General features: G+C 39.9%; 23 protein-coding genes. 9 read left to right on the plus strand and 14 right to left on the minus strand.

Going from position 1 to position 25,965, the window contains the following annotated elements; translation table 11 throughout:
- Positions 1-22: 22 nt before the first annotated feature.
- Positions 23-1,153 carry a hypothetical protein gene (locus D1013_RS11305; protein WP_121848936.1) on the plus strand — a complete coding sequence of 377 codons (1,131 nt, stop codon included), beginning with the start codon at positions 23-25 and terminating at the stop codon, positions 1,151-1,153.
- Positions 1,154-1,198: 45 nt separating this feature from the next.
- Here D1013_RS11305 and D1013_RS11310 read toward each other — a convergent pair whose 3' ends face one another.
- The gene (locus D1013_RS11310) at positions 1,199-1,915 is read right to left on the minus strand and encodes a hypothetical protein (protein ID WP_121848937.1); all 717 of its coding nucleotides are present in this window, start codon (positions 1,913-1,915) and stop codon (positions 1,199-1,201) included.
- A gap of 200 nt (positions 1,916-2,115) precedes the next feature.
- Between D1013_RS11310 and D1013_RS11315 the strand changes: the two genes are divergently transcribed.
- A complete protein-coding gene (locus D1013_RS11315) occupies positions 2,116-2,655 on the plus strand; it encodes a fasciclin domain-containing protein (protein ID WP_121848938.1) in 540 nt (179 codons plus the stop codon).
- 7 nt (positions 2,656-2,662) lie between these two features.
- On the opposite strand, the gene pheT is transcribed toward D1013_RS11315, so the two are convergent.
- Positions 2,663-5,089 (minus strand): phenylalanine--tRNA ligase subunit beta, encoded by a 2,427-nt coding sequence (gene pheT, locus D1013_RS11320; protein WP_121848939.1) that lies wholly within the window; start codon positions 5,087-5,089, stop codon positions 2,663-2,665.
- 126 nt (positions 5,090-5,215) lie between these two features.
- On the opposite strand from pheT, the gene D1013_RS11325 reads away from it, so the two are divergent.
- Entirely contained in the window at positions 5,216-6,445 is a 1,230-nt protein-coding gene (locus D1013_RS11325) for a peroxiredoxin family protein (RefSeq protein ID WP_121848940.1), read from the plus strand.
- 11 nt (positions 6,446-6,456) lie between these two features.
- On the opposite strand, the gene leuB is transcribed toward D1013_RS11325, so the two are convergent.
- Together leuB and D1013_RS11335 are read right to left on the minus strand one after the other, a co-directional pair.
- Positions 6,457-7,575, minus strand: a complete 1,119-nt coding sequence (leuB, locus tag D1013_RS11330; protein WP_121848941.1) for a 3-isopropylmalate dehydrogenase — start codon at positions 7,573-7,575, stop codon at positions 6,457-6,459.
- Positions 7,576-7,730: 155 nt separating this feature from the next.
- On the minus strand, positions 7,731-8,903 hold the full coding sequence (locus D1013_RS11335) for a 2-isopropylmalate synthase (RefSeq protein WP_121848942.1): 1,173 nt from the start codon (positions 8,901-8,903) through the stop codon (positions 7,731-7,733).
- Positions 8,904-9,049: 146 nt separating this feature from the next.
- On the opposite strand from D1013_RS11335, the gene D1013_RS11340 reads away from it, so the two are divergent.
- Both D1013_RS11340 and D1013_RS11345 read left to right on the plus strand, forming a co-directional pair.
- The gene (locus D1013_RS11340) at positions 9,050-10,594 is read left to right on the plus strand and encodes a hypothetical protein (RefSeq protein WP_121848943.1); all 1,545 of its coding nucleotides are present in this window, start codon (positions 9,050-9,052) and stop codon (positions 10,592-10,594) included.
- Positions 10,595-10,603: 9 nt separating this feature from the next.
- The gene (locus D1013_RS11345; RefSeq protein ID WP_121848944.1) at positions 10,604-11,461 is read left to right on the plus strand and encodes a DMT family transporter; all 858 of its coding nucleotides are present in this window, start codon (positions 10,604-10,606) and stop codon (positions 11,459-11,461) included.
- A gap of 24 nt (positions 11,462-11,485) precedes the next feature.
- Here the strand turns inward: D1013_RS11345 and D1013_RS11350 are convergent, their stop codons facing one another.
- The 4 genes from D1013_RS11350 to panB are packed head-to-tail and all read right to left on the minus strand — an operon-like array spanning position 11,486 to position 14,066.
- Positions 11,486-12,010 (minus strand): DUF4252 domain-containing protein, encoded by a 525-nt coding sequence (locus D1013_RS11350; RefSeq protein ID WP_121848945.1) that lies wholly within the window; start codon positions 12,008-12,010, stop codon positions 11,486-11,488.
- 33 nt (positions 12,011-12,043) lie between these two features.
- Complete coding sequence (locus tag D1013_RS11355; RefSeq protein ID WP_121848946.1) at positions 12,044-12,742, minus strand: RluA family pseudouridine synthase; 699 nt, start codon at positions 12,740-12,742, stop codon at positions 12,044-12,046.
- Complete coding sequence (gene lspA / locus D1013_RS11360; protein ID WP_121848947.1) at positions 12,742-13,236, minus strand: signal peptidase II; 495 nt, start codon at positions 13,234-13,236, stop codon at positions 12,742-12,744. The genes D1013_RS11355 and lspA overlap by 1 nt, the downstream gene beginning before the upstream one ends.
- 11 nt (positions 13,237-13,247) lie before the next feature.
- On the minus strand, positions 13,248-14,066 hold the full coding sequence (gene panB / locus D1013_RS11365; protein WP_121848948.1) for a 3-methyl-2-oxobutanoate hydroxymethyltransferase: 819 nt from the start codon (positions 14,064-14,066) through the stop codon (positions 13,248-13,250).
- A gap of 144 nt (positions 14,067-14,210) precedes the next feature.
- Between panB and D1013_RS11370 the strand changes: the two genes are divergently transcribed.
- A complete protein-coding gene (locus D1013_RS11370; protein WP_121848949.1) occupies positions 14,211-14,666 on the plus strand; it encodes a nuclear transport factor 2 family protein in 456 nt (151 codons plus the stop codon).
- Between the two features lie 65 nt (positions 14,667-14,731).
- Here D1013_RS11370 and D1013_RS11375 read toward each other — a convergent pair whose 3' ends face one another.
- Positions 14,732-16,198, minus strand: coding sequence for a Gfo/Idh/MocA family protein (locus D1013_RS11375; RefSeq protein WP_121848950.1), 1,467 nt, complete (start codon positions 16,196-16,198; stop codon positions 14,732-14,734).
- A 176-nt stretch (positions 16,199-16,374) separates the two neighbouring features.
- Here D1013_RS11375 and D1013_RS11380 point away from each other — a divergent pair, with 176 nt between their 5' ends.
- Positions 16,375-17,307 carry a 3-keto-disaccharide hydrolase gene (locus tag D1013_RS11380; protein WP_225621469.1) on the plus strand — a complete coding sequence of 311 codons (933 nt, stop codon included), beginning with the start codon at positions 16,375-16,377 and terminating at the stop codon, positions 17,305-17,307.
- Positions 17,308-17,331: 24 nt separating this feature from the next.
- Here the strand turns inward: D1013_RS11380 and D1013_RS11385 are convergent, their stop codons facing one another.
- The 3 genes from D1013_RS11385 to D1013_RS11395 all read right to left on the minus strand — a co-directional run bounded on the left by D1013_RS11385 (position 17,332) and on the right by D1013_RS11395 (position 21,400).
- On the minus strand, positions 17,332-18,762 hold the full coding sequence (locus D1013_RS11385) for an L-serine ammonia-lyase (RefSeq protein ID WP_121848952.1): 1,431 nt from the start codon (positions 18,760-18,762) through the stop codon (positions 17,332-17,334).
- 65 nt (positions 18,763-18,827) lie between these two features.
- Complete coding sequence (locus tag D1013_RS11390) at positions 18,828-20,198, minus strand: glycoside hydrolase family 28 protein (protein WP_225621468.1); 1,371 nt, start codon at positions 20,196-20,198, stop codon at positions 18,828-18,830.
- 32 nt (positions 20,199-20,230) lie between these two features.
- Complete coding sequence (locus tag D1013_RS11395; RefSeq protein ID WP_121848953.1) at positions 20,231-21,400, minus strand: Gfo/Idh/MocA family protein; 1,170 nt, start codon at positions 21,398-21,400, stop codon at positions 20,231-20,233.
- 207 nt (positions 21,401-21,607) lie between these two features.
- Between D1013_RS11395 and dnaK the strand changes: the two genes are divergently transcribed.
- Positions 21,608-23,521, plus strand: coding sequence for a molecular chaperone DnaK (gene dnaK / locus D1013_RS11400; protein WP_121848954.1), 1,914 nt, complete (start codon positions 21,608-21,610; stop codon positions 23,519-23,521).
- A gap of 76 nt (positions 23,522-23,597) precedes the next feature.
- Here the strand turns inward: dnaK and D1013_RS11405 are convergent, their stop codons facing one another.
- A complete protein-coding gene (locus D1013_RS11405) occupies positions 23,598-24,305 on the minus strand; it encodes a Bax inhibitor-1/YccA family protein (protein ID WP_121848955.1) in 708 nt (235 codons plus the stop codon).
- 235 nt (positions 24,306-24,540) lie between these two features.
- Here D1013_RS11405 and D1013_RS11410 point away from each other — a divergent pair, with 235 nt between their 5' ends.
- Positions 24,541-25,482 carry a hypothetical protein gene (locus D1013_RS11410; RefSeq protein WP_121848956.1) on the plus strand — a complete coding sequence of 314 codons (942 nt, stop codon included), beginning with the start codon at positions 24,541-24,543 and terminating at the stop codon, positions 25,480-25,482.
- A 3-nt stretch (positions 25,483-25,485) separates the two neighbouring features.
- On the opposite strand, the gene D1013_RS11415 is transcribed toward D1013_RS11410, so the two are convergent.
- Positions 25,486-25,920 carry a nuclear transport factor 2 family protein gene (locus tag D1013_RS11415; protein ID WP_121848957.1) on the minus strand — a complete coding sequence of 145 codons (435 nt, stop codon included), beginning with the start codon at positions 25,918-25,920 and terminating at the stop codon, positions 25,486-25,488.
- Positions 25,921-25,965 lie beyond the last annotated feature (45 nt).

Consider the following 25,965-nt stretch of genomic DNA (forward strand, 5'->3'; position numbering starts at 1 on the left):
TTGTCGGCCGAAACTCTTACATATGAAAACCTACAATTTGTGCTATGCCTTTTTGGCATTGGCGTTCATTGGTTGTACGAAGTCAGGCTCTAACGATGATTCTTCAGAAAATCTCACTAAAGGTAATGCCCGTTATACCGTAGTTTTACAGGATAACGAAACCTTGTCTACCCTGGGTTTTAAGCAGGGTGGGGATGTTCTTGTGGGCGATGATTCGATAATTGCTCCTTTTTCTTCGGTTAAAGAGCCCACAGTATCTTACGAAAGTAAAGGTAAATGGAGCCACTATTCAAAACAAGGGGATTGTGAAGGCAAAGTGACCCTTTTTGATTTTAAGGATGGGAGTAATATTCAATTTCAAGTTTTTAATGATTTAGGCAATTGTAATCTACAGGTAAACGCCATTTTGCATACCGACCATAAAATCTATTTGGCCTATGAAATAGCGGTCACTCATAAATTGACCTATAATTATGTTCGTGTTTTCGATTTGTCAACTTCTGGTGAAGATTTTCGAGATATAGCCCTATTCAAAAAACCGTTAGGTCTTGCTTTTGTGAACGAAAGATTATTCGTTTTGACACAAGATACACTGTTTACCGGTAAAAATGCCTTCTCGGTCATTGATGGTAATACTGATACCGTTTTATATAGTGATATGTTACCTTCCGATGTTCGCCAAATTTTTGAAGGCCCCGAAAACACGGTAATAGTCAGCTATGATGACTTGCATATGACTATTAATGGCGAAACATTGTCATTAACCACTACCAAGTACGGCGAAAACACCAAACCTCATTTTAAAGAATCACAAAGTCTACAGCTTGATAGTTCCGGGAAATTATACTATACAATGCCTGGAGGTGAATACAGCAATTATCCCCTAATTTCCGCTATTTATGATTTTCATGAAAACACAGCAGTTCTTTATGCCTATGAAAACTTTTTGACCGAGGCACAACGCGACTTTGAATTCGAAATTGAGAATACCACTATGGTATCGTATGATGAAGAAAATGATTTATTATTGATAGGCTATAAGAAAAAAGGCAACCAAAGTAGAGGCGGATTGATTAGAATAAAAACAACTCCCAACCCTGTTTTAATAGATAATACTAATTTGGAAGGAATACCAATTAAAATTTTCTTCTAAATCAAGTAGAAGAGAATTTTTGCCTAATTGAATCTACATTTAAAATTATGCGTTGTAATACTTACTGTTCCAAATAGCGGGATTAAAGTTCTTGCCCAATGCGAAGCCATAAAATATAACCACGGAGGCTAGGCATTTAAACATAAAAAAGAAAATAATCCAAAATTCCGCAGATGTGCTCTTTTTCGAGAATAGCCCCTCCGGAACCATTAATGTCAAAACATAACTGATCATAACCACCAATAGAGTAAGATTAACAATACTCTTAAAAGGCCACATGAGCCATCTTCTTAACGGGTGAAGGTCGTTGCCCCATTTGTGGATAAGATAGAAATAATCGTTACCGATAGGTGCAAATAATAGGGGGTCATCTTTGTCTTCCAGTTTAAACAATTTGCTCGGAGCCAGAATTTTTAATCCACTTATTTCAGTTTCATGGTCTTTTTCTAGTTGTCTTATTATACTGACTGCCTCTTCCGGTATCTGACCTTTAAAATATTTAGAGTCTAAAAACCGCAAGCGATAATTGATACAGGTTAGTCTAATATCATCTAGGTGATAGATTTTGTTACTCTCCAATAAATCTAATTGAAACGAATTGCGGGCCGCAGAACCGCCATTCGAAAGAGTGGTAGAAATTCTACTTCTTTGTGATGCAGTTTCATCAAATATACGCTGTACCTGAGCGATTAGGTGGTCGCCACTGATGTGCTTACCACGATTCTTGTTCAATACTTCTTGAACATTGGTTCTCTTCAACATCTCATTTTCTTTTTAGCAATTATCTCAAAGTTAGGAATTTCATCATGGGAATGAAATCGAATAATCACATCTTAAAAGTTAATATAATGTTAAAATCGATGTACTACAGAAGCATTTTTTGTAAAAATTAAAACATTGATCGTTATTTGTCGGTAAAGTCTGCATTTTGTCGGATCAATTGTTAAATTAATTTCATTGGCATGAGGTTTTCTCTAAAGGTTTCGGTTTGTTTATTGATGTTCACAGCTTGTATTACATCTGCTCAAACGGAAGTTGCTAAAGGAGCCAAAAAGTCAATTGTTCACACAACGGCCAATTCAGAAAACCATAAGACTTTACTGGCGGTGATGAGAGCCACCGATTTAGAACAATTGCTTGATCAATCAGGGCCCTTCACTGTTTTTGCCCCATCTGATTCAGCTTTTGAGAATCTTTCAGGTAAATCTATTGATCACTTGCTCAACCCTGAGAACAAACAAGAGCTTAAAGAATTGTTGACCTACCATATAGTTGCCGGTAAACTTTCAGCTTCTAAAATTTTAAAGGCTATGTGCAGGGGCAAGGGCAAGGCCACCTTTACTACAGTACAAGGTGAGCAGATTACGGCCACCATGCAGGGTATCGACATCGTTCTAACCGATAGTCACGGAAGCCGTGCCACCATTGTCGTTGCCGACTCCAATCAGCGCAACGGGGTCATTCATGAGATTGACAGCGTTATACGACCTAGAAAAATCTAAAGAATTATTATCTTAATTCTGCACCTAACTGCTCTTCAAAGCTCTTTTGAAGCTTTGCCATAATCTTATCGATTTGCTTATCGGTCAACGTACGTTGGGCATCTTGCAAAGTGAAACTGACCGCATAAGATTTTTTGCCTTCCGGTAGGTTTTTTCCAGTGTATACATCAAAAAGGTTGATGTTTTTTAAAAGCTTTCTTTCCGTCTTGAAACCAAGCTCATTTATTTGATCAAAAGTTACGCTTTCATCCAATAGAAGGGCAAAATCGCGTCTCACTTCAGGGTGCTTGGGTATTTCTTGATAACTAATACTTTTTTTGCTGGCCAGCTCGATTAAATTATCCCAATTAAAATCTGCATAAAGTACAGGCTGTTTTATGTCAAGAGGTTTTAAGAGCGATTTTTTCACCAAACCGAACGATACCAAGTCCTTCGAGTTTATTGAAAAAGTAAGACCCTCGGAGTAAATGGAATTTTTTACGGAAGCTTGAGCTACATTGTTAACACCCAATCTCTCAAGAACACTCGTTACGGAAGACTTTAAGTAAAAGAAATCTGATTTACTTTCGGCACCAGCCCAACTCTCGGCAGAGCGATTACCTGTGAGAAGCAAACTTAGATGTTTGTATTCGTTTCTTTGCTCTCCCTTTAAGTGATAGGTCTTACCGAATTCGAAAAACTTTAAATTGGGCTTTCTTCTATTTACGTTATATGAAATAGCTTCCAGACCCGAAAAGAGCATGGTTTGCCTTAATACCGATAAATCGTTACTTAAAGGATTGAGCATTTTCACCGGTTTATCCACCTCATTTTCTTCTAATAGTGAAGCATAATCGGGCGAAGTAAGGCTGTTCGTCATTATCTCGTAATAGCCAAGTGCCGCTAAATGATCACCTATTTTTTGTTGAAGTTTATAGTCATCGAATTTTGAAACCGGTGCTATAGAAGCGTTCAGTTTGTCTTTAAAATCGATATTATTATAACCATAGACCCTTAGAATTTCTTCGATTACATCTACCTCTCTATGAACGTCAACACGATAAGATGGAATCGAAAGCCCAAGACCGGCCTCGGTCACACTTTTAACCTTGATATCCAAAGAAGCTAAAATCGATTTAATGGTATCTTGAGGAATCTCTTGACCGATGAGGCTGTATGTTTTTTCGAATGTGAGAAATACTTGGTGTTCTTCAATTCGTTTAGGATAAAAATCTTCAATGTCAGAAGTAATGTCGCCACCGGCAATCTCTTTGATTAAAAGGGCCGCTCTTTTTAAAGCGTATTCTACATCTTCAATATCGATTCCCCTTTCAAACCGGAATGAGGCATCGGTATTCAAACCGTGACGTTTCGCCGATTTTCTGATGCCAACAGGGTCGAAATAAGCACTTTCTAAAAAGATGCTGGTTGTTGAATTGGTAACACCTGTATTGATACCGCCAAAGATTCCGGCTAGGCACATTGGTTTTTCGGTATCACAGATCATAAGATCATCTTCGTGCAAGATACGCTCTTCACCGTCTAAAGTCATAAACTTGGTTCCGGCAGGCAATGTCTTAACGATAATTTTCTTACCATGAATACGGTCGGCGTCAAATGCATGTAATGGTTGACCTAATTCATGAAGCACATAATTCGTTGCGTCTACCACATTATTGATGGGCTTCAGCCCAATGGACTTCAATCTGTTTTTTAGCCAATCAGGTGAGGGTTGTACTACTAGGTTACTCATGGTAACGCCGCAATAACGAGGTGCCAGCTTGCTGTTTTCTACCTCGATTTGCATTTTTAGAGAACGATTGTCAATATTAAAGTTGCTGACGGATGGTGTTATGAGCTCTTTGCTGATTTCTTTTTGCCTAAGACCGGCCTTTAAATCTCTCGCAACCCCAAAATGGCTCATTGCATCCGCACGGTTGGGGGTCAATCCTATTTCAAAGACTTCATCTTCTTCTACTTTAAAAATTTCCGCACAGGGTATACCAGGTTGTAATTTATCATTTAGAACCATTATGCCGTCATGACTAGTACCCAGACCAAGTTCGTCTTCAGCGCAAATCATGCCTTCACTTACTTCGCCTCTTATTTTACCCTTTTTAATTTTCCAGGCTTCACCTTCAGGGGTGTAAAGAGTTGTGCCGATAGTGGCGACTGGTACCAACTGACCCTTAGCAACGTTTGGGGCGCCACAGACGATTTGCAATACTTCATCGGTACCGACATCGACAGTGGTCAATTTTAGTTTGTCGGCATTTGGGTGTTGCACACAAGTTAGAACTTTACCGACCACGACGCCTTTTAAACCGCCCTTGACCGACTCAAAAGTGGAAATCCCTTCTACTTCGAGTCCTAAGTCTGTTAAAAGTTCGGCTGTTTTTTTGGCTTCCCAGTCAAGTTTTAAGAACTGCTTCAACCAGTTGTATGAAATCTGCATTGGCTATTTTTATTGGCCGCTAAGATAAAACAATGCGGTAAGAGATTCAATAATGTGCCAAACTGAAATACTTAAAATTTTATCGTAAGTTTTAAGCCATAATCCGTACCTAAACATAAAACCCCTATGCGCTATTATCTTAGTTACTTTATTATTTTTCTTTTAATTCTCGCCTCCTGTAAAAAACATAGTCGTGAATCAACTATAGCCGATGGTCTATGGTTGGGGGAGTTGGAAGCTATGGATGGGTACCATTTACCTTTTAATTTCCGGTTGATACGCTCTGAAAACGATAGTATTCATATGGAAATATATAATGCTGATGAAACTATAAAGGTTGATGAAATAACTATTAAACAAGATTCCATCATAATTCACCCTCCGGTTTTTGAAGGGTATTTCGCGGGTATTTTTACCGAGAAAAGTATAAACGGCCGTTTCATAAAAGAAGAGTTGAACCGTTCTGTGCCTTTTTCGGCCCATTATGGGCAAAAAGAGCGTTTCAAAACAGGAGATAAGGCAAACGTTAATGTATCTGGAAATTGGGAAACAGTGTTCAGTGATGGAACTGATGATAGATATGTAGCAAAGGGCGTTTTTGAACAAAAAGGGAAAAAGGTCACCGGTACTTTTGAAACTGCAACTGGTGATTACCGATTTCTGGAGGGGGTGGTTACGGGGGATTCGTTAAAGCTCTCTGCCTTTGATGGATCTCATGCTTTTCTTTTTGTAGCGAAAGCGACAGACAGCCTTTTAGACGGAATGTTTTATTCAGGAAATCATTTCAAAGAGCCTTTTCAAGCAAAAAGAAATGATGCTTTTGAACTTCCGGATGCTGATTCCTTGACTTTTCTAAAACCGGGCTATGATTCTTTTAATTTTACCTTCCCGAATGCTTTGGGGGAGCAAATTTCCCTGAAAGATGAACAATTTAAAGATAAGGTGGTTTTGTTACAGATTATGGGCACGTGGTGCCCCAATTGCCTTGATGAGACCAAGTTTTACGTCGATTATATAAAAAAGAACCGACCCGATGATGTAGCCATGGTCGCCTTGGCATTCGAGTATGCCAAAACCGAAGCCTCGGCATTTAAGAGTATTAATCGATTGGTTGAACGTGTCGATGTGCCTTACCCCATTTTATTAGCCCAGTACGGTACGACCAATAAGACCGAAGCGCAGAAAAAACTGCCAATGTTGAACCATGTTCTTTCCTATCCTACTACTATTTATTTAGATAAAAAGGGTGCGGTCAGAAAAATACATACAGGATTTAATGGGCCTGCCACTGGCGATAAATTTGTTGAGTTTAAAAGTGAATTCGAAACTTTTGTACAGCAGTTACGTGAAGAGTAGAAATCGACAAATTAAATAATAGTAGACTTGCCGAGCCCAATGTTTTCATCGTTTATGTTCAAGTTTTCATCGGAATCTACGATATGCTCTGAAATGAAATCACCCACATAATCAGTACCGTATTTGCTGCTTCCTAAAATATCGGCGGTAACAACTTTTTTGGCGAATGACTCATGAACTGCAAATACAATGGCATTGGCCTCTTCATCAAGTCCAAAATGTTGCAAAAGCATAGCGGTACTAAAGATAGAAGCTACCGGGTTGGCTATATTCTTTCCTTTTGCCTGCGGATATGAACCATGAAAAGGCTCGAACATGGCATTATTGGCACCTATTGATGCAGAGGGAAGCAATCCCACGGATCCGATAATTACGCTGCCCTGATCAGACAGAATATCACCGAACATGTTATCGGTAAGAATCACATCGAATTGCGACGGATTTAACATCATTTGAACAGCGGCGTTGTCAATGAACATGCATTCAAATTTCACCTCTGGGTAGCTTTTGCCGATTTCGGTTACCGTTTTACGCCATAACCGAGAAGATTCGAGAACATTGGCCTTGTCTACCAAAGTCAATTTCTTTTTGCGCTTTTTTGCGGCCTTGAAAGCCATATGCGCTATGCGACTAATCTCCTTTTCAGAATATTCACACAAGTCGGAAGCTACTGTGCCGTCTTGGTTAATATGTTTTTCTCCAAAATAAATTCCCCCGGTAAGTTCCCTGAAAATGACAAGGTCGGTTCCCTTGACTATATTTTCTTTTAAAGGAGAATTTTTTATAAGCGATTGAAACATCTTAACCGGTCTGATGTTGGCAAAGAGTCCTAATTCTTTTCTCAGTTTGAGAAGACCTTGTTCAGGCCTAACCTTGGCCTCAGGATTATTGTCATATTCCAAGGCACCGATGGCTCCAAAAAGTATGGCATCTGCCTCATGGCATAATTTTAAGGTAGAGTCGGGTAGGGGTTTGCCCGTTCCTGAAATGGCGATGGCCCCGACCGGCGCCTCAACCAATTCAAAATTATGATTGAAGGTCTCCTCAATGGCCTTCAGGCATTTGACCGATTGGGCCAATACCTCAGGACCGATACCATCACCACCTAAAAGTGCAATTTTCAAATGCATATAATGCCTTTTTAACCACCTTACTATTCTAAAAGCCTTAGAAATAAGGTAGTCGAATGTTTTAACAAAGCTAAGCTAAGGTTAAAAAAAAAGGTGACATTACAGCATAAAACCGATGGAAAATTTATGCAGATGGTCTTCTGAAAAAGTGTGATTTACGAAACGCTCTCTATCTTTAGGTTGGCTGCTTCGATAATTTTAGGAATATCATTATCAGAAATCTCTTTATGCAAATCGGCAAATTTTAAGAATTCTTGATAGACCTGATCCAACTGAAGCTTAGTCAATTCAAACCCCACAATTTTGGCTCTGTATGCCAAGGCGGCCCTACCACTTCTTGCAGTTAAAACGATGGAAGATTCATTAACACCTACATCTGCAGGATCGATGATTTCGTAGGTTTCCCTGTTCTTAATAACACCATCTTGATGAATACCGGAACTGTGGGCAAACGCATTGGCACCTACGATAGCCTTGTTTGGCTGAACGATCATACCCATCTTTTGCGAAACCATTTGACTGGTGTCGTAAAGTAATTTGCTGTTAATATTGGTATCTAAATTCAAGCTAGGGTGTTGCCTTAAAATCATCACCACTTCTTCTAACGAAGTGTTGCCGGCTCTTTCGCCTATACCATTAATGGTACATTCAATCTGTCGTGCTCCATTGATAACCCCCGCAATTGAATTGGCGGTGGCAAGACCTAGGTCGTTATGACAATGGCAAGAAAGCGTAGCTTTTTCAATGCCTTTGACATTCTCTTTTAAGTATTTGATTTTCGCACCGTATTCTTCCGGCAAGCAATAGCCCGTAGTGTCAGGAATGTTCAACACGGTCGCTCCGGCCTTTACTACGGCCTCACAAACTTTGGCCAAAAACTCATTATCGGTTCTACCGGCATCCTCGGCGTAAAATTCTACGTCTTCTACAAAGGTTTTGGCATAACTGACGGCACTAACGGCCCTTTCAATGATGGCATCTCGGTTGGAGTTAAACTTGTATTTAATGTGTGAATCGGAAGTTCCTATTCCTGTATGAATACGGGGCTTTTTAGCGGATTTTAAAGCTTCTGCCGCCACCTCAATATCCTTCTTCACGGCTCGGGTAAGACCACAGACCGATGCATTTTTTACCAAATCGGAAATCTCGGCGACAGACTTAAAGTCTCCAGGACTTGATATGGGAAACCCTGCTTCAATGATATCTACTCCCAATTCATCTAACCTTTCTGCGATGACCAATTTTTGCGCGGCGTCTAATTTGCAGCCGGGCACTTGTTCGCCATCCCTTAGTGTAGTATCAAAAATCTGTACCTTATCTTTACTCATTATATTTATGTAGTTTAGCTAACCATTACGAAGATATGACCATTAGGTTAAAACACCTAGGCCTAACCAAAAATAGTACAACGTTAAATAAGTTTTTCAATTATGTAATTATTTGAAGAACAGTAAATTAAACCATTCTTTTTACGATGACAAATGCGCACAGAGATGCTTTATTCGTGCTCGTGAAATCGCTTTCGAAATCTGAGAAACGCCAATTCAAGTTATATGTAGGTCGATTGGGAGTGAATACCGATGCCAAGTTTCTGGCCCTTTTCAACCTTTTAGATCGCTTAAAGAAGTATGATGAAAAGGCCATTCTAGAATCCGGTATTGTCAAGAAAGCACAGCTCTCTAATTTAAAGGCCCATTTATACAAACAAATATTGGTCAGTTTAAGATTGAACCCGGTTAACCAGACCATTCGTTTGCAAATTAGGGAACAACTCGATTTTGCTACCATTCTATATCAAAAAGGACTCTACAAGCAAAGTTTAAAGATTTTGGATAAGGCGAAGTCTATCGCCATTGAGAACGAGGAAAAGAATATTGCCTACGAAATAGTAGAGCTTGAAAAAATTATAGAAACGCAATACATCACCCGAAGTATACCCGACCGAGCCAATGAATTGGCGGTTCAGGCCAAAGAACTTTCGGCCCAAAACGTTATTACCAGTAAGCTTTCCAATCTATCACTTCAATTGTACGGTCTGATGTTGAAAGTAGGGTATGTAAGAAGCGACGATGATCATAAAAGGGTAAAGGAATATTTTGAACGCCATTTACCGAAACACCGCATTGAAATGCTTGGTTTTAGGGAAAAACTTTGGCTATATAAAGCGCACCTTTGGTATAGTTTTTTGATTCAAGACTTTCTCTCATCTTATAAATATGCCAGTAAATGGGTCGATTTGTTCTATGAACACGAAGAACAGATTGCCTTGAACCCCGTATTCTTTTTAAAGGGAAACCATTATTTGTTGGAGTCACTTTTTTATGTAAAGTATAGTAGTCAGTTCAAGCAAACACTTGAGCGACTGGAGGAAGTCGTAGAAAGTAAAGATTTTCCAAAGAACGATAACATTTCATCTTTGGCCTTTTTGTATATCAATGCCAACAAGCTGAATTTGCATTTCTTGGAAGGTACTTTTCAACAAGGCCTCTATTTGGTGAAAATAGTGGAGTACGGTATCAACAAACACAAAGATCGTATCGATGCCCACCATATCATGGTCTTATATTACAAAATCGCTTGCCTGTATTTCGGAATCGGAGATAATAAGACCTGTATTCAATATCTCAAGAAAATAATCAACAACAAAAACCTAAAAATGCGCGAAGACTTGATGTGTTTCGCCCGTGTTTTAAGTCTTGTAGCACATTACGAAGCAGGTATGGACTATCACTTGGAAGTGCAGCTTAAAAGCACCTATAAGTTCTTGTTGAAGATGAACGATTTACATGCAGTTCAAAAAGAAATGATTAAATTCTTGCGTAACCTTGGTAATATTTACCCAAACCAATTAAGAAACGAATTTCAGAAATTGCATACCGAGTTGAAGAAGTATGAAGACCACCCTTATGAAAAAAGGGCTTTTTTATACCTCGATATTATTTCATGGTTAGAAAGTCATTTAGAAAATAGACCTGTGGCTGAAATCATTCGTGAAAAGGCACTTGCTGTCAAAAGATAAATACCTCAAATGACCCCAACCAACCCTACCAGAAGGTTTCTGGAACTCAACCTTACCGTACTTTTCATGTCAACTTCCGGGCCGTTCGGAAAATTCATAGCGCTTCCGGCACCTTTGACAATCGAATTAAGAACACTATTGGCTTTTATTTTTTTGCTAATTTATTGTAAGATTCGGGGCGTTTCGTTTCATCTGAACCGTCGTGATATCTGGCCTATTTTGATTACCGGTGTTTTAATGGGAGTTCATTTAGTGACCTATTTTCATGCCTTGCAATTATCGAATGTGGCAATCGGTATGTTGTCATTGTTCACCTATCCGATCATGACCTCATTTTTAGAGCCCATTTTTTTAAAGACAAGGTTTAGAAAAACCCATTTGTTATTGGGGCTGATGGTTCTTGTGGGCATATATTTTTTGGTTCCTGATTTTAACCTTAAAAATTCGAGTACGATAGCCATTGGTTTCGGACTTTTTTCAGCCTTCACCTATTCCCTTCGAAATTTAATTTTGAAAACCAAGGTCGATAGATACGAAGGTAGCATGCTGATGACTTATCAGATGGGTATTATTGGGATCTTATTAATACCGACTTACTTTCTCTATGATGCAACGGAAGCCACCAACTATGTACCCGCTTTGCTCGGATTGGTCTTGATTACAACCGTCATAGGTCACTCAATGTTCATCAATTGCTTTAAGCATTTTTCGATTACCACCGTTAGTATTCTTAGTAGTATTCAACCGGTTTATGGTATCATCATTGGTGCCCTATTTCTGAAGGAAATACCTGGATGGTCGACCATTTTAGGAGGTTCTCTGATTCTCGCATCGGTAATTTTAGAGAGTAGAAGGTCTTATAAATAATAGCCTTCAACTTTTGATATCACTTCAATAGCCAGAAGTAGAATTACTCGATTGATATTGATTGATCAACCCTTCGCCCAATTTTTGAAATTCTTCGTTTTGCGCCATTTGTCGCACTTTGACCGGATCAAAGTTCCCATTAAAATATAAAAATGAGCCAGAAACATTGTTGTTGTTATAAATCAAGATTTCCTTAACGGCGTCCCTCTTTTCTCTAATAGAAACTATATTTCTTTTAAGATTATCGTTCTTTCTATACACTTCAATAAACGAATTTCCTGTTATTCCGTTCATCTGTTGGTTGAGAAATTGTGTTCTATCCGGCGTCGGGCTCGGAAACTGCATATATCTTAAATCTTTCGTGCTACTTACCAAGGCCTTCATTTCAGGAGAAAGGTTAGAAATCATCGAGAGCATGAACCGCGGTACACGTATAGCCGTAACCTGATCATCTTCTTTATGGGCATTGTAAAAGGTATCTATCGAGTTGTAAGTGCTACAGGCAGAAAGTAAAACCAAGCTACCTATAAAAAGAAACTTTTTGAACATGGTGCAGTGTTTATTATGTTAAATATAAAGTATTTAACAACAAACATTCCAAAGTGGGTCATTAGGTGGATCGGCAATCAAATCAACTTGTTCCTTTTTAACAGGATGAACGAATGAAAGTTTTCTAGCATGTAAATGGATACTGGCATCTTTATTACTCCTATCAAAACCATATTTCAAATCGCCCTTTATAGGGCTACCAACAGCGGATAACTGCACACGTATTTGATGATGCCTGCCCGTATGCAGGTTAATTTCAAGCAAAAAATAGTTATCCAGTTTTTGAACGATACGATAGGTTAGACTGGCCTTCTTGCTATTGGGAACTTGTTTTGGGTTCGGATACGATTTGTTTTGCTTAGGGTTTCGCACCAACCAGTGCACTAGCAAGTTTTCAGACTTAGGGGGCTCATTTTTAACGATGGCCCAGTAGGTCTTTTGGGCATCCTTTTCCGCAAAAAGTTTATTGAGACGAGGAAGCGCTTTTGAGGTTTTGGCAAATACAACAATCCCGGAAGTTGGGCGATCTAATCGGTGAGTAACACCCAAGTATACATTGCCCGGTTTGTTATATTTAATCTTCAAATATTCCTTTACAACTTCGCTTAAGGGGGTGTCTCCCGTTTTGTCTCCCTGAACAATATCACCAGGTCTCTTATTGACGGCAATCAGATGATTGTCCTCATAAATAACTTGAAGGTTTTCGGCAGTCGAGAGTATTTTTTGGGCCACTATAAAACGGGTTTTTCTTTTGTGAGGGTAAGTGAAAGCAAAAGTAATACTCCCAAGGTTACAGAAACATCTGCCATATTGAAAATTCCAGTCTTGAAAAGCCCCAATTTGATTTGAAAGAAATCGGTTACCGAACCATAGGCTATTCGATCCACCAAATTACCGATTCCTCCACCGATTACTGAGGCAAAAGCAAGAGTAGACCAAGTGTTCAAATGATTTTTTCTTAAAATCCTGAAAAGCAGAACCACCAAAACTAGTATGGGAAGCATTTGAAATAGAGCAATTTTCAAGAGAGGTGAAAATTGCCTTCCGAAACCAAGCATGGCACCTGTATTTTCAACATTGGTAAGTATAAATTGGTCGCCGATTACCCTAATATAATCATTGGGTTCTACATGCTTGCGCACCACACCTTTTGAAATCTGGTCGCACCCAAAATTCAATACGACCAAAAGTAATATGGCTAATTTTTTCCAAGGTGCCTTCCTCATAGTTATTGATTCTAATACTGTTCTTGGTCGTTCGGAAAATCTCTATTCTTTACATCGGTAACGTACTGTGAAATAGCGTGACCCATATCTTCATATAGGTTCATATAACGACGTAAAAAACGTGGATTAAACTCATGGGTCATGCCCAACAGATCATGAATGACCAAGACTTGACCGTCGGCGTGTTTTCCACCACCGATACCTATCGTAGGTATAGAAATACTTTCCGAAACTTCTTTGGTAAGTTCTGCCGGTATTTTTTCGAGAACGATACTAAAGCAACCAAGCTCTTCTAGAAGTTTGGCATCGGCTAGAAGTTTCTCGGCCTCTTCTTCTTCCTTTGCCCTAACGGTGTAGGTACCAAACTTATAGATTGATTGTGGGGTTAGGCCTAGATGCCCCATGACGGGTATGCCTGCATTCAAGATTCTTTTGACCGATTCTTTTATTTCTTCTCCACCCTCTAGTTTTACGGCATGTGCACCACTTTCTTTCATGATTCGTATGGCACTTCTTAAGGCTTCCTTCGGGTCACTTTGGTAACTTCCGAACGGAATATCAACTACCACGAGTGCTCTCTGAACGGCCCTGATTACCGATGTGGCATGATAAATCATTTGATCTAATGTAATTGGCAGCGTAGTTTCGTGGCCGGCCATCACATTACTGGCCGAATCACCGACCAAAATCACATCTACATTGGCTGAATCTACAATTTTGGCCATTGAATAATCATAGGCCGTAAGCATAGATATTTTTTCGCCATTCTTTTTCATGTCCACCAAGGACTTAACAGTTACTCTCCTGTACTCTTTTTTTGCAGTTGACATTCAATAATTGTTTTGGAGGGTTAAAAGTAAGGAAATTGTTTCAGCACAAGGGTAGGGTTGTAATCAAATCAATTTTGGTCAGAATTTAATAAAAAACTCTACATTCGAATTAAAATACCTTTTCAATCAGTTAATCATCAACTTATGAGAGCTTTAGTAACATTGGCCTTGTTTTTTATTTCTGTGCAAATGAACGCCCAAGACGAAGAGGCTTTGGTGGAAACAACAATAGAGAATTTTTTCAACGCTTTTCACAGGCAAGATTCCGTAGGAATTAAAAAAACAGTATCCGACGATATCGTATTGCAGACTATTGCGAAAGACAATGAGGGTGCCCCCGTTGTAAAGACACAACCTTTCAATGAATTTTTAAAATCAATCATCAGCATACCCAAAAGCACACAATTTGAAGAGGTCATTACTAATTTCCACATTCAAATTGATGGGCCAATGGCCAACGCCTGGACGGACTATGAATTTAATTTAGATGGAAGTTTTCACCACTGTGGTGTCAATTCTTTTCAATTGGTGAAAGATGCCAAGAAAGGTTGGCAAATTATTTATTTAATCGATACCAGAAGGGTAGAGGGTTGTAAATAAAAAAGCCGAAAGGATTTGGATTTTTCCAGTTCCTTTCGACTTTAGGTTTTAATATTTATTGAGAATTACATCTCCCAACCTTTACGGTAAGTTCTTCCAACGTATTGGTTGGCTTCCTCTAGGTTGGTAATACGCATGTTTTCTCCATCCCACAATAACTTTTTACGGGCATAGAAGTCCATGGCGCCTTTTTCGTTTTCTTTTCTCAAAAGATAGCTACGAATGGCCAAGTTACCCATCAGAACGGTCTCTGTCATTGGTCCGGCGTAATCGAACGAAGAAGTAAGCTCTTTATGTTCTTTACTCGCGAAACCGGCTTTACAGGCATCGACCCACTTACGCTGATGGCCGTATTCGGGCTCATCGTTTGGCTCAGTTTCAGGTCCGAAATCGGTAGTGCCATCATTCAGATATAACTTTGGTGTCAATGGGCTACTATCGTTGATGTTGGTAGAAATAATACCTTTCTCACCGATGATCAAGACTCCATTTTGACTGTCAGGCCCACCTATATCATTATTCGCAGGAATAATTTCTGGGTGTGCAGGTCGAATACCCCCATCACTCCAGGTCATTTCAATAGGCGACTTCGATTTCTCGGTAGCATCAAAATGAAGTGTAATGAAAGAAGATGCCGGGCAACCTTCTGGGTGGTAATCGGCATTCCACATTTGTGAGTAAACAGCACCAACACTACATTCAGCATCGGTTGGGTATTTTAAGCCTAATGTTCTAAAAGGAATATCGATCAAGTGGCATCCTACATCACCAAGTGCACCTGTACCGTAATCCCACCAGCCTCTCCAATTGAATGGGTGTAGGTTAGGGGTATAAGGTTTTTCAGGAGCTGGCCCTAGCCATAGATCCCAATTTAAACTATCGGGTTTCATAGAGGCATTAGGTTCTGGCATGGCGCCACCTTGTGGCCAAACAGGTCTGTTTGTCCAAATCTGAACTTTAGATACAGCTCCTATAGAACCGTTATCGATCCATTTTTGAACCATACCCAATAGAGGGTTAGACCCACCTTGGTTACCCATTTGGGTAACAATCTTTTTGTCCCTTGCCATTTGGGTCAGCATACGTGCTTCCCTAATGTTGTGGGTCATTGGTTTTTGAACGTACACGTGCACGCCGCGGTTCATCGCATAGGCGGCCGCTGGGCCGTGAACGTGGTCAGGGGTAGAAATGGTAACGGCGTCGATGCCTTTCTCCTTGTCCAACATTTCCCTGAAATCGGCATAAAGTTTTGCTTTTGGAAATCGCTCTACAGATCTCTTGGCAGATCCTTCAAAATCGACATCACAAAGTGCTACAACGTTTTCGCGACCGTTTACAGATGCATTGGCAATATCGCTAGCACCCTTACCACCAGCACCAATGGCTGCAATGTTAAGGCGATCACTAGGGGCAAGGTAGCCTACACCACCCAATACATGTCTCGGTACTATAAAAATAGAAGAGGCCACTGCCCCCTTTTTTATAAACGACCGTCGTGAATTGGTTGAAGATTGAGTCTTCTTGTTTTTCATGTTTCTTTTGATATAGTTAGGATTAGAATTAGCTTCTAAAGGTATAAAAATATATGAAAGCTCTAATTAAAGTGTAGTTTAATAATCATTTTCTAAAGTATTGAATGCAATTTGTTCAAATATGATGGTATTTTTTATATTTGGCCTCAATTAATATCCCCCCGCAAATGAAAACTATGAAATCAATATTGTACTTGGTGCTATTTCTATTGGCCCTGACCTTTTCTTCGTTTACCTATGGTCAGGATGAAAAATTCTATGAAGGTAAATGGGACATAACCTTGCAGATGGATGGTAAAGAATCTCCTTCTTGGTTAGAAATCAAACACTCAGGTGTACAGACCTTGGTCGGAAGATTTGTGTACGCTTCCGGTAGTGCCCGCCCCATCTCTGAAATTAAACTCGATGGTAACGGCTTTTCGTTCACTATTCCACCGCAGTGGGAACAAGATTTAGGCAATATAACTATCAAAGGTTCGAAAGAAGGCGAAGGCTTAAAGGGAACCTTGTCATTTGAAAATGGAGATACCCATCAATGGACAGCTGACAGAGCACCAAAATTGGCTTATGCCGATAAAGTTAAGTGGGGTAAAACAAAAGAACTTTTCAATGGAAAGGATTTGACTGGATGGAAAGCTTTAGGTGAAAATCAGTGGATTGTCGAAAAGGGCATTCTAAAGAGCCCAAAATCCGGTGCCAATTTAGCTTCTGAAGAAAAATTTAACGATTTTAAAATTCACGTAGAGTTTAAGGTTCCCGAAGGAAGTAACAGCGGTATTTACCTTCGTGGTCGTTATGAGGTTCAAATCACCGATGACCATGGTAGCGACCCGAGCAATGTTCTTTTTGGAGGTGTATATGGCTTCTTAACACCCAATGAAATGGCCGCTAACCCAGCCACCGAATGGCAGACTTATGACATTACTTTAATCGGTAGAAGAGTGACTATTGTGGCAAACGGCAAAACTATTATTAGCGAGCAGAATATTCCAGGAATTACGGGAGGTGCTTTAGATAGTAAAGAAGGCGAGCCCGGACCTTTCTATATTCAAGGTGACCATGGTCCGATTTCATTCAGGAAATTTACCGTAACCCCAAGAGTTGAATAAAATTTCATTGTTAGGGCATCAGTTCTAGCAATCACTCATATTAATACCAACAGCGAGACCTCCTTCGGAGGTTTCTTTGTATTTAGAGCTCATGTCCTTTGCGGTGGCCCACATGGTTATAACTACTTTGTCTAAAGGTACTTTGGCGTCTTCAGGGTTCGATTCCAACGCAAGTTCAGCGGCAGTAATGGCTTTGATGGCTCCCATCGAATTTCTTTCGATACAGGGTATTTGTACCAAACCTCCAATGGGGTCACATGTTAGGCCCAAATGATGCTCCATGGCAATTTCGGCAGCCATTAAAACCTGTTCGGGGGTGCCGCCCAATAGTTCTGTAAGGCCACCTGCTGCCATGGCCGAAGAAACACCTATTTCTGCTTGGCAACCACCCATAGCGGCAGAAATGGTAGCTCCTTTTTTAAATATGCTGCCAATTTCACCTGCCACTAACAAAAATTGTTTAATCTGTTTAAAATCGGCTTTATGGTTTTCAATAACCAGGTAGTACATCAATACAGAAGGAATTACCCCTGCGCTACCGTTAGTTGGTGCAGTAACCACGCGACCTAAAGATGCATTCACTTCGTTGACCGCCAACGCAAAACAACTTACCCACTTGAAAATTTGCCTAAATTTCACTTTAGTGTTTCGAATAGTTTCAAGCCATTCGGTTGCGTTTTGATAGTTACCGTGGTTTTCTTCGAGCAACGATTTGTTTAAATCGAAAGCCCGTCGATGTACATTCAACCCACCGGGTAGTTTACCTTGGGTATGGCAGCCGGTATACATGCACTCGAGCATAGTATTCCAAACACGAAGCATTTCACGATCTACCACTTTTTCGTTTCTCAATGAAAGCTCGTTTTTGAGAACGAGATCAGAAATTTTGACCTTCTGAGCATTACAATGCTCAATAAGTTCGCTGCCCTTTTCAACGGGGTACGGAAAACGATGAAAATCTTCTAGGTTCTTTTTGGCATTTTTTCTTTCCTTGACAACCACAAAGCCGCCACCGATGGAATAGTATGTTTTAGATTTTTTTTCGCCAGATTCGAGAAGAGCCTCAAACTTGAGTCCGTTGGCATGAAACTCTAAAAATTTACGATGAAATGATATGTTTTCTTTAGGATTGAAAGGAAGTTCCTTTTCATTTCCCAAACGAAGAACGTGCGACTCCTGTATCTCTTTTACGATAGCATGAATGTCTTCTACGGGAATATGCTCGGGGTCGGCCCCAGAAAGACCTAACATAACCGCATAATCGGTAGCATGGCCTTTTCCTGTTAACGACAATGAACCATAAATATGAACATGAACATGCTTTACCTTTTCAAAAATATTGGCGTCTTTAAGTTCTTTGATCCATCTCTCCGCGGCACGCCAAGGCCCAAGGGTATGAGAACTCGAAGGCCCTATACCTATTTTTAGCATATCAAAAACACTGATGCACTCCATGAACTAAGACTTATTTGGAGTAAAGGTAGGAGTATTTTTTTCTATGGAAGTTGAAGTAATCGCAATTAATCCATCTTAAAACCAATCACATTTTCATGAATCATTTGCTCTCCCAATAAAGAGTCGACTTTCACATTTATAAGGGAGACATTCTTAACCGGTTCTTCTTCTTGCCCCATGATTCTTGACATGAAATTACCTTTCTTGAGCTGAACGTTGGTAAGGCTAACATCTGATATAGGGGTAAGCCTTCTTTCATAGGTGGGTACCAAATCTTTCCATTGATAAAGCACATCGGTCTCAATGCCTAAAACCCCATTTCTAACCTCATTCGCCTTAATGTTGTTCATGATAATGTTTTTCACGTAACCCCCACGGCGCTCATTCGTTTTTATAAATAACAGGTGAAATAACGAAGCTTTATCTTCCACTACACAATTATCAATGAGAATGTTTTCTATTCCACCAGAAAGTTCGCTACCCACTGCCAATAATTGATGTCCGTTTTTAACCATACAATTTCTAATGACCATATTTTTAGAAGGGGTATTCAAGCGCCAGGCATCTTGATTTCTACCCGATTTCACGGCAATGGCATCATCACCTTGATCAAAAACACAATCTTCAATAAGTACATTCTGACTCATTTCGGGATCAACCCCATCATTGTTGTGACCATGGGCAGTGACTTTTACCCTGCGTATCGTTACGTGGTTGGATAAATAAGGGTGAATGACCCAAAACGGACTGTTGGTAATGGTGACGTCTTCCAATAAGATATTCTTACTTCTATTGAACTGAATAAAATGGGGGCGCAGATTGGCGCTATCGTTTACCATTTGCCTTTCTTCAACATTGTCGTTTTTCGCTGCCAAATTGTACAATCTTTTAAGGCTGTTCATATGGCCCGGTGGTCTGCCAAACCATTTTTCCCAAGTGCCCATTTTCGCTCGAAGTTCACCTTTGCCGGTAATGGCCACATTTTCACATTCGTAGGCATATATTAATGGAGAGTAGTTGTAACACTCCATACCCTCCCATGTGGTATGTACTGCCGGTAGGTAATCCTTGGGATTATCTGAAAATAAAAGAACGGCACCTTCCTCTAAATGTAGGTTGACATTACTTTTAAAGTGCAGCTTGCCCGTTAGCCATTCCCCTTCTGGAATCTTTACGGTACCGCAGCCAGCCGCATTTGCTTCTATGATGGCCGCTTGAATAGCCTGTTCTGTCGCCTGTTGGTTTCCTTCTACCGCTCCCTTATCAACAATTGAAATGATTGGACAATTGGAAAAATCAGGAGATTTTATGGAGGCCATGTCAAAAGGAGCCTCTACCTGTTCTTCAATAATGGTCAGTTGTACTTTTTCATCTTTGCAGGAAGTTATCAAAAGGCATATAAATGCCATTAGACTTACCTTTTTAATCGGGGTCATATGGGATATTTTAGAAATTGGTCAATGATTTATTATCCGACATTCAATCGAAATGCTTCTTTCTGTGCGGTCAAGGCTAACTCCGTGGCCAAGAAGCAATGGTCTTGGCTCATGGCCGTTTCCGTGCGCTCAACTACATCGTTTACCAATTGCTCCCCGTAGGGCATATGCACTTCGTTGCAATCCAAGTATTTGGTTTCCTTTTGGTCAACCAAGAAGAGATGGTTGCCTTTGGGTCTTCCTGCTATATCAATGTACTTGCGCATTTCGATGTATCCTTCCGTTCCTAAAATAAATGTTCTACCATCGCCCCAAGTACCCAGACCTTTGGGGGTAAACCAATCGATTCGTATATACCCTGTAGCATGGTCGCTACGAACCATCATATCACCGAAATCTTGGTAATTGGGAAAATCAGGAGTACCAAAATTTCCAATTTGGGAGGTGCTTACTTCGGCCTTCGTCGAATTGGTGTAGAACAAGAACTGATCGCACTGATGCGATCCGATATCACATAAGATACCGCCTGCTTCCTCGGGATAAAAGAACCAATCAGGCCTACTTTCCGGGCGCATAATGTGCGGGCCTAGCCCAATAGTCTGAATGACCTTGCCTATGGCACCTTCTTGAACCAATTTACCGGCCATTACGGAAGCTGGGTTAGATAGCCGTTCACTGTAGACAATTGAGTAAATTTTGCCTGTTTCCTTTTGTACTTTTTTTACTTCGTTGAATTGATTAAAAGTTAGAATGCCGGGCTTATCGGTCATATAATCCTTTCCAGACTTCATAACTTTTAAGCCAATGGGAGCACGCTCAATAGGTATGGCAGCACTGGCTACCAATTGTATCGAGTTGTCATCTATAATCTCTTCTTCGCTTTTGGCGATTTTTACATTAGGATATCTTTTGGTGAAATTTTTGAGCAAATCAGCTTCTTTGGCATAAACTGCCACCAAGGTGCCGCCCCCATTAATTAGGGAATCTACCATTCCATAGATATGTCCGTGATTGACTCCGATGACCGAAAACCGAATACTATTTTTAGGGGGACCGATTTTTTCTTTGGGAACAATGACTTCCCTGACCTTATTGGGGTCTAATGAGTTGGCGTACATATCTAAAGGAAGCATAGAAGCTGCCGCCAGACCAGCGGCAGAGGTAGCTCCTTTACGTAAAAAATTGCGTCTGTTGAAATGCATAGTAAAGTTGAATTTTCGTTACCTGCAAAATAGAAAAATTACGCCATTGTTGGTTGTACTACGAATAAATTAAACACATTTGGTCAGTTTGGTTTCGTTTGTGAATGGGCAAAATGACATCATGTCATGTTGGTTTGGCTTGGCATATTGTTTGTCATTTAAGAACCGACGAAAAAATCAAAGCACTAATATTTAATAACATATATAATGAGCAAAATTATAGGTATAGATTTGGGTACGACCAACTCCTGTGTCTCCGTTATGGAGGGTAATGAGCCCGTTGTAATCCCAAATGCTGAAGGTAAGAGAACAACTCCTTCCGTTATCGCTTTTGTTGACGGTGGTGAGATCAAAGTTGGTGATCCTGCTAAAAGACAGGCGGTAACCAACCCAAATAAAACTATTTATTCCATCAAGCGTTTTATGGGCAACAAATTTTCCGAGTCCAGTAGAGAAGCGGAAAGAGTACCTTACAACGTGGTTAAGGGTGACAACGATACCCCAAGAGTAGACATCGAAGGTCGTTTGTACACACCTCAAGAACTTTCTGCCATGATTCTTCAAAAAATGAAGAAAACGGCCGAAGATTATTTAGGTCAAGATGTAAGCCGTGCGGTAATTACCGTACCCGCTTATTTTAACGATGCGCAACGTCAGGCCACTAAAGAGGCTGGTGAAATTGCAGGTCTGACCGTAGAAAGAATTATCAATGAGCCTACTGCCGCTTCTTTGGCATATGGTCTTGATAAAAAAGATACCGACCAAAAGATTGTGGTATTTGACTTTGGTGGTGGTACACATGACGTTTCCATTCTTGAATTAGGAGATGGTGTTTTCGAAGTACTTTCTACCGATGGTGATACCCACTTAGGTGGTGATGATGTTGACCAAAAAATTATTGATTGGTTGGCCGAAGAATTCAAGAGTGAAGAAGATATCGATTTGCGTAAAGATGCCATGGCTTTGCAACGTTTGCGTGAAGCTGCTGAAAAGGCTAAAATCGAATTATCATCTTCAGCACAAACTGAAATCAACTTACCATATGTAACGGCTACCGCTACAGGACCAAAACACTTGGTAAGAACGTTGAGCCGTTCTAAGTTCGAGCAATTGATCGAAGATTTGGTAAAGAGAACCATTGAGCCATGTGAGGCTGCTCTTAAAGCTGCCGGTCTTTCAAAAAGTGATATCGACGAGATTATTTTGGTAGGTGGTTCTACAAGAATTCCTGCAGTACAAGAGGCTGTTGAAAAATTCTTTGGTAAGAAGCCTTCTAAAGGGGTGAACCCTGACGAAGTAGTAGCTATTGGTGCTGCTATTCAAGGTGGTGTATTGACCGGTGATGTGAAAGATGTACTTCTTTTAGATGTAACTCCACTATCGTTGGGTATCGAAACCATGGGAAGTGTAATGACCAAGTTGATCGAGGCGAACACTACTATCCCGACAAAAAAATCACAGGTTTTCTCTACGGCAGCTGATAATCAGCCTTCTGTTGAAATTCACGTGTTGCAAGGTGAGCGCCCTATGGCCGGTGATAACAAAACCATTGGTAGGTTCCATTTAGACGGAATTCCACCTGCGCCAAGAGGTACACCTCAAATTGAAGTTACTTTTGATATCGATGCGAACGGTATCATCAAAGTATCTGCTACCGATAAGGCTACTGGAAAATCCCAGGATATTAGAATTGAAGCTTCTTCAGGATTGACCGAAGAGGAAATCAAGAAAATGAAAGCCGAGGCGGAAGCAAATGCTGAAGCGGATAAAAAAGCGAAGGAAACTGCCGATAAGTTGAACGAGGCTGACGGAATGATTTTCCAAACTGAAAAGCAATTGAAAGAGTTTGGCGATAAACTTTCTGCAGATAAGAAAAAGCCTATCGAAGATTGCTTGGAAGAATTGAAGAAAGCTTACGAAAGCAAAGACCTAGCGGTTATTGCCCCAGCTTTAGACAAAATCAACGAAGCTTGGAAAGCTGCTTCTGAAGAGATGTACAAAGCCCAAGCGGAAGGACAACAGGGTGGAGGCCCATCAGCTGATGCCGGTGCCGATACTGCCAGTGCAGATGCCAAAGAAGGTGATAACGTTGAAGACGTAGATTTCGAAGAGGTTAAGTAACATTCACTTGATACATAAACAAAAAGCCCCTGATGATTTTCATCAGGGGCTTTTTTATTTTTTAATATGTGATGAGCTATTCCCTAGAAAGAATGCTCAAGATGTACCAGAAGAGTAACATCAACGAAGCAAACAAGCCCAATGAAGCAGCAACATACTGATTTTCATTGTATTTGTGAATCAAATTAGAAGTTTGATATAGAATTGATCCGGAAGCCAAAACGACCATACCCACGCTAAACCATAGGCCTAAATCGAAACCGAACAGAGCTCCGGCGACAATTAATCCTAGAGCAATAAAAAAACCAATGGTCAAAATAGATTTAAGAAATGAAAAATCTTTCTTGGTCAAAAAGACCACGGCCGATAAACCTGTAAATAAGGATAAGGTCAAAACTGCTGCTTGGTTTAAAATTTGAAATGCACCACCATCTGCCATGACCATTGCTATGAAAATGAGGGGTATAAAAATAAAAGCTTCCGCTACCACATACAGAACAAGACCTGCATAGTGCATATTCTTGTCGTCACTTCGTAAAGCCATTTTTTCGGCATAGTTGGTAATGAGCATAAAGCCGCCCAAAAGTAGAAGCCAACTTATGCCTCCCGTTAATGATAAGGCCAGACTTACAATGGCATCGATTTGAAAAAATAGTGTTTCAACTAAAACAAATAGAAGAACTGCCGCGGCCAAATGGGCGTAGGTTTTTCGATAGAATGCTACACGGGCCTGGTCATCTAATTGGCCGACAAAAGGTTGAACTGAGTTGGGTTGGGTTTCCATAAAATTTTTGATTAAGATGTTTGTATACCTAACTAAGAACGGTTTTTAAATTTTTACGAGGGTCTTAAATACGCCTATTTACTTATTAATAGGTTTAAATACAACAGGTAGAAGCTTTCCTTTGGTTAAAATGCATTACAGTGACGAAATAAAAAAGTGGAACGGGCAGATTTCATTTTATCGAAATGGTACATCTTTTGTTTCCGATTGTAGGAATAACCATTAATTTTGCAGCATGTTACGAATTAGTCCCCTTCTTTGTTTCTGCCTATTTATAGTTTTGGTTTCAAAACTTTCCGCACAGGAAATCGAAATATTTAAAGTTTCCGATTTCGATTTAAGGGGTAATGTAAAAACCTGTTTGGTCATTACCGATTATGGTAAAGAAGAATATCATTTTGACCAGCAGGGTAGACTAACCAAATCTGTAACGATATTCAGTGATAGCGATTACGAGACCACCCATTATAAGTATAAAAATGGTCTTATAAGCGAGAGAAGAATCGAAAACTATTTGAACGATACTTTTGACAGCGCCACCTCATTAGCCAATTTTTACACCTTGGATACGGTTCCTGAGAGAATGGTTACTGAGAAAATAATTAGCTATGAAAAAGAATTACTAGAACAGAATAGGTACTATTACGATGATTCGGACCGGATTATTCGAATGGTGCGCGTGGGAACCGATGGAACCGACGAAATAACCTTTGAATACGAAGACACTGAAGAAGGGGAATTGATGACCCAGAAGTTAAATGGAATAATAGCAAAGACGGTTGAAACTACTTATGGTAAAATAGACCGAGATTCGTTACGGCAAAGAACCTTGGAAACAAAGAATTATTTAAACGGAGAATTGACCACTAGAAATAGAAAGGTAATCGGACCTCAAGAAAAATTACTTTTTATATGTTCTTCTATCTATGATTCGAGCACCGAAAAGTGGATTTCTCAAGAAGAAATCAATTATGAGTACACCGAAGAAGGTGTTCTAAGCAAATCAAAAGAAAAGAACAGGGGGCTGCTTTCTACCAAAGAATATATTTATCAATTCGATGGTAGCGAGGCCAAAAATTGGGTAAAAGAAATCATTACCCCGAACAATACGTACAAGACGCGAAGAATCACCTATTATAAAAAGGAAGAACCACAAATTGCGGTTGAAAAGGAATAGTTTTTAGCACGAGCTATCCGCAACAATTTTCCACACTCTATCAATTTTCTTGAAAATAATCATAAACGTTCCGTTGGCGTCGCCTACTTTTCTTTTCAAATGGTACTGTCCCATTACATAGTAAGCCCCATCGTTTATCTGGGTTATTTGGTCAATGGTGAAATTTAATGTTCCCGTATAGTCTTTATTAGGGTAGCCCTTTTTATAATTGTCAAGTGTAGTTTGCCACCCCTTTGTAATTCTGGCTCCACTATAATAGGTTAGTGAGTCCGATTTCCAATATCCCTGCATGAATCCTTCTAAATTACCATCACTCCAAGCTTTTTCTTGTTGGGCCATAATTTCTAAAATAGCTTTTTCATCAGAGTTCTGAGCGATCGAAACAAAGAGGAAACTGATTGAAAAGAGGAAGCTGAGCTGAATAGATTTCGTTTTCATGTAACTATGGATTTAATATTTGACCATTCCGAAAATAAGGCAATA

The sequence above is a fragment of the Euzebyella marina genome (assembly GCF_003687485.1).
GTDB classification, from domain to species: Bacteria; Bacteroidota; Bacteroidia; order Flavobacteriales; family Flavobacteriaceae; genus Euzebyella; species Euzebyella marina.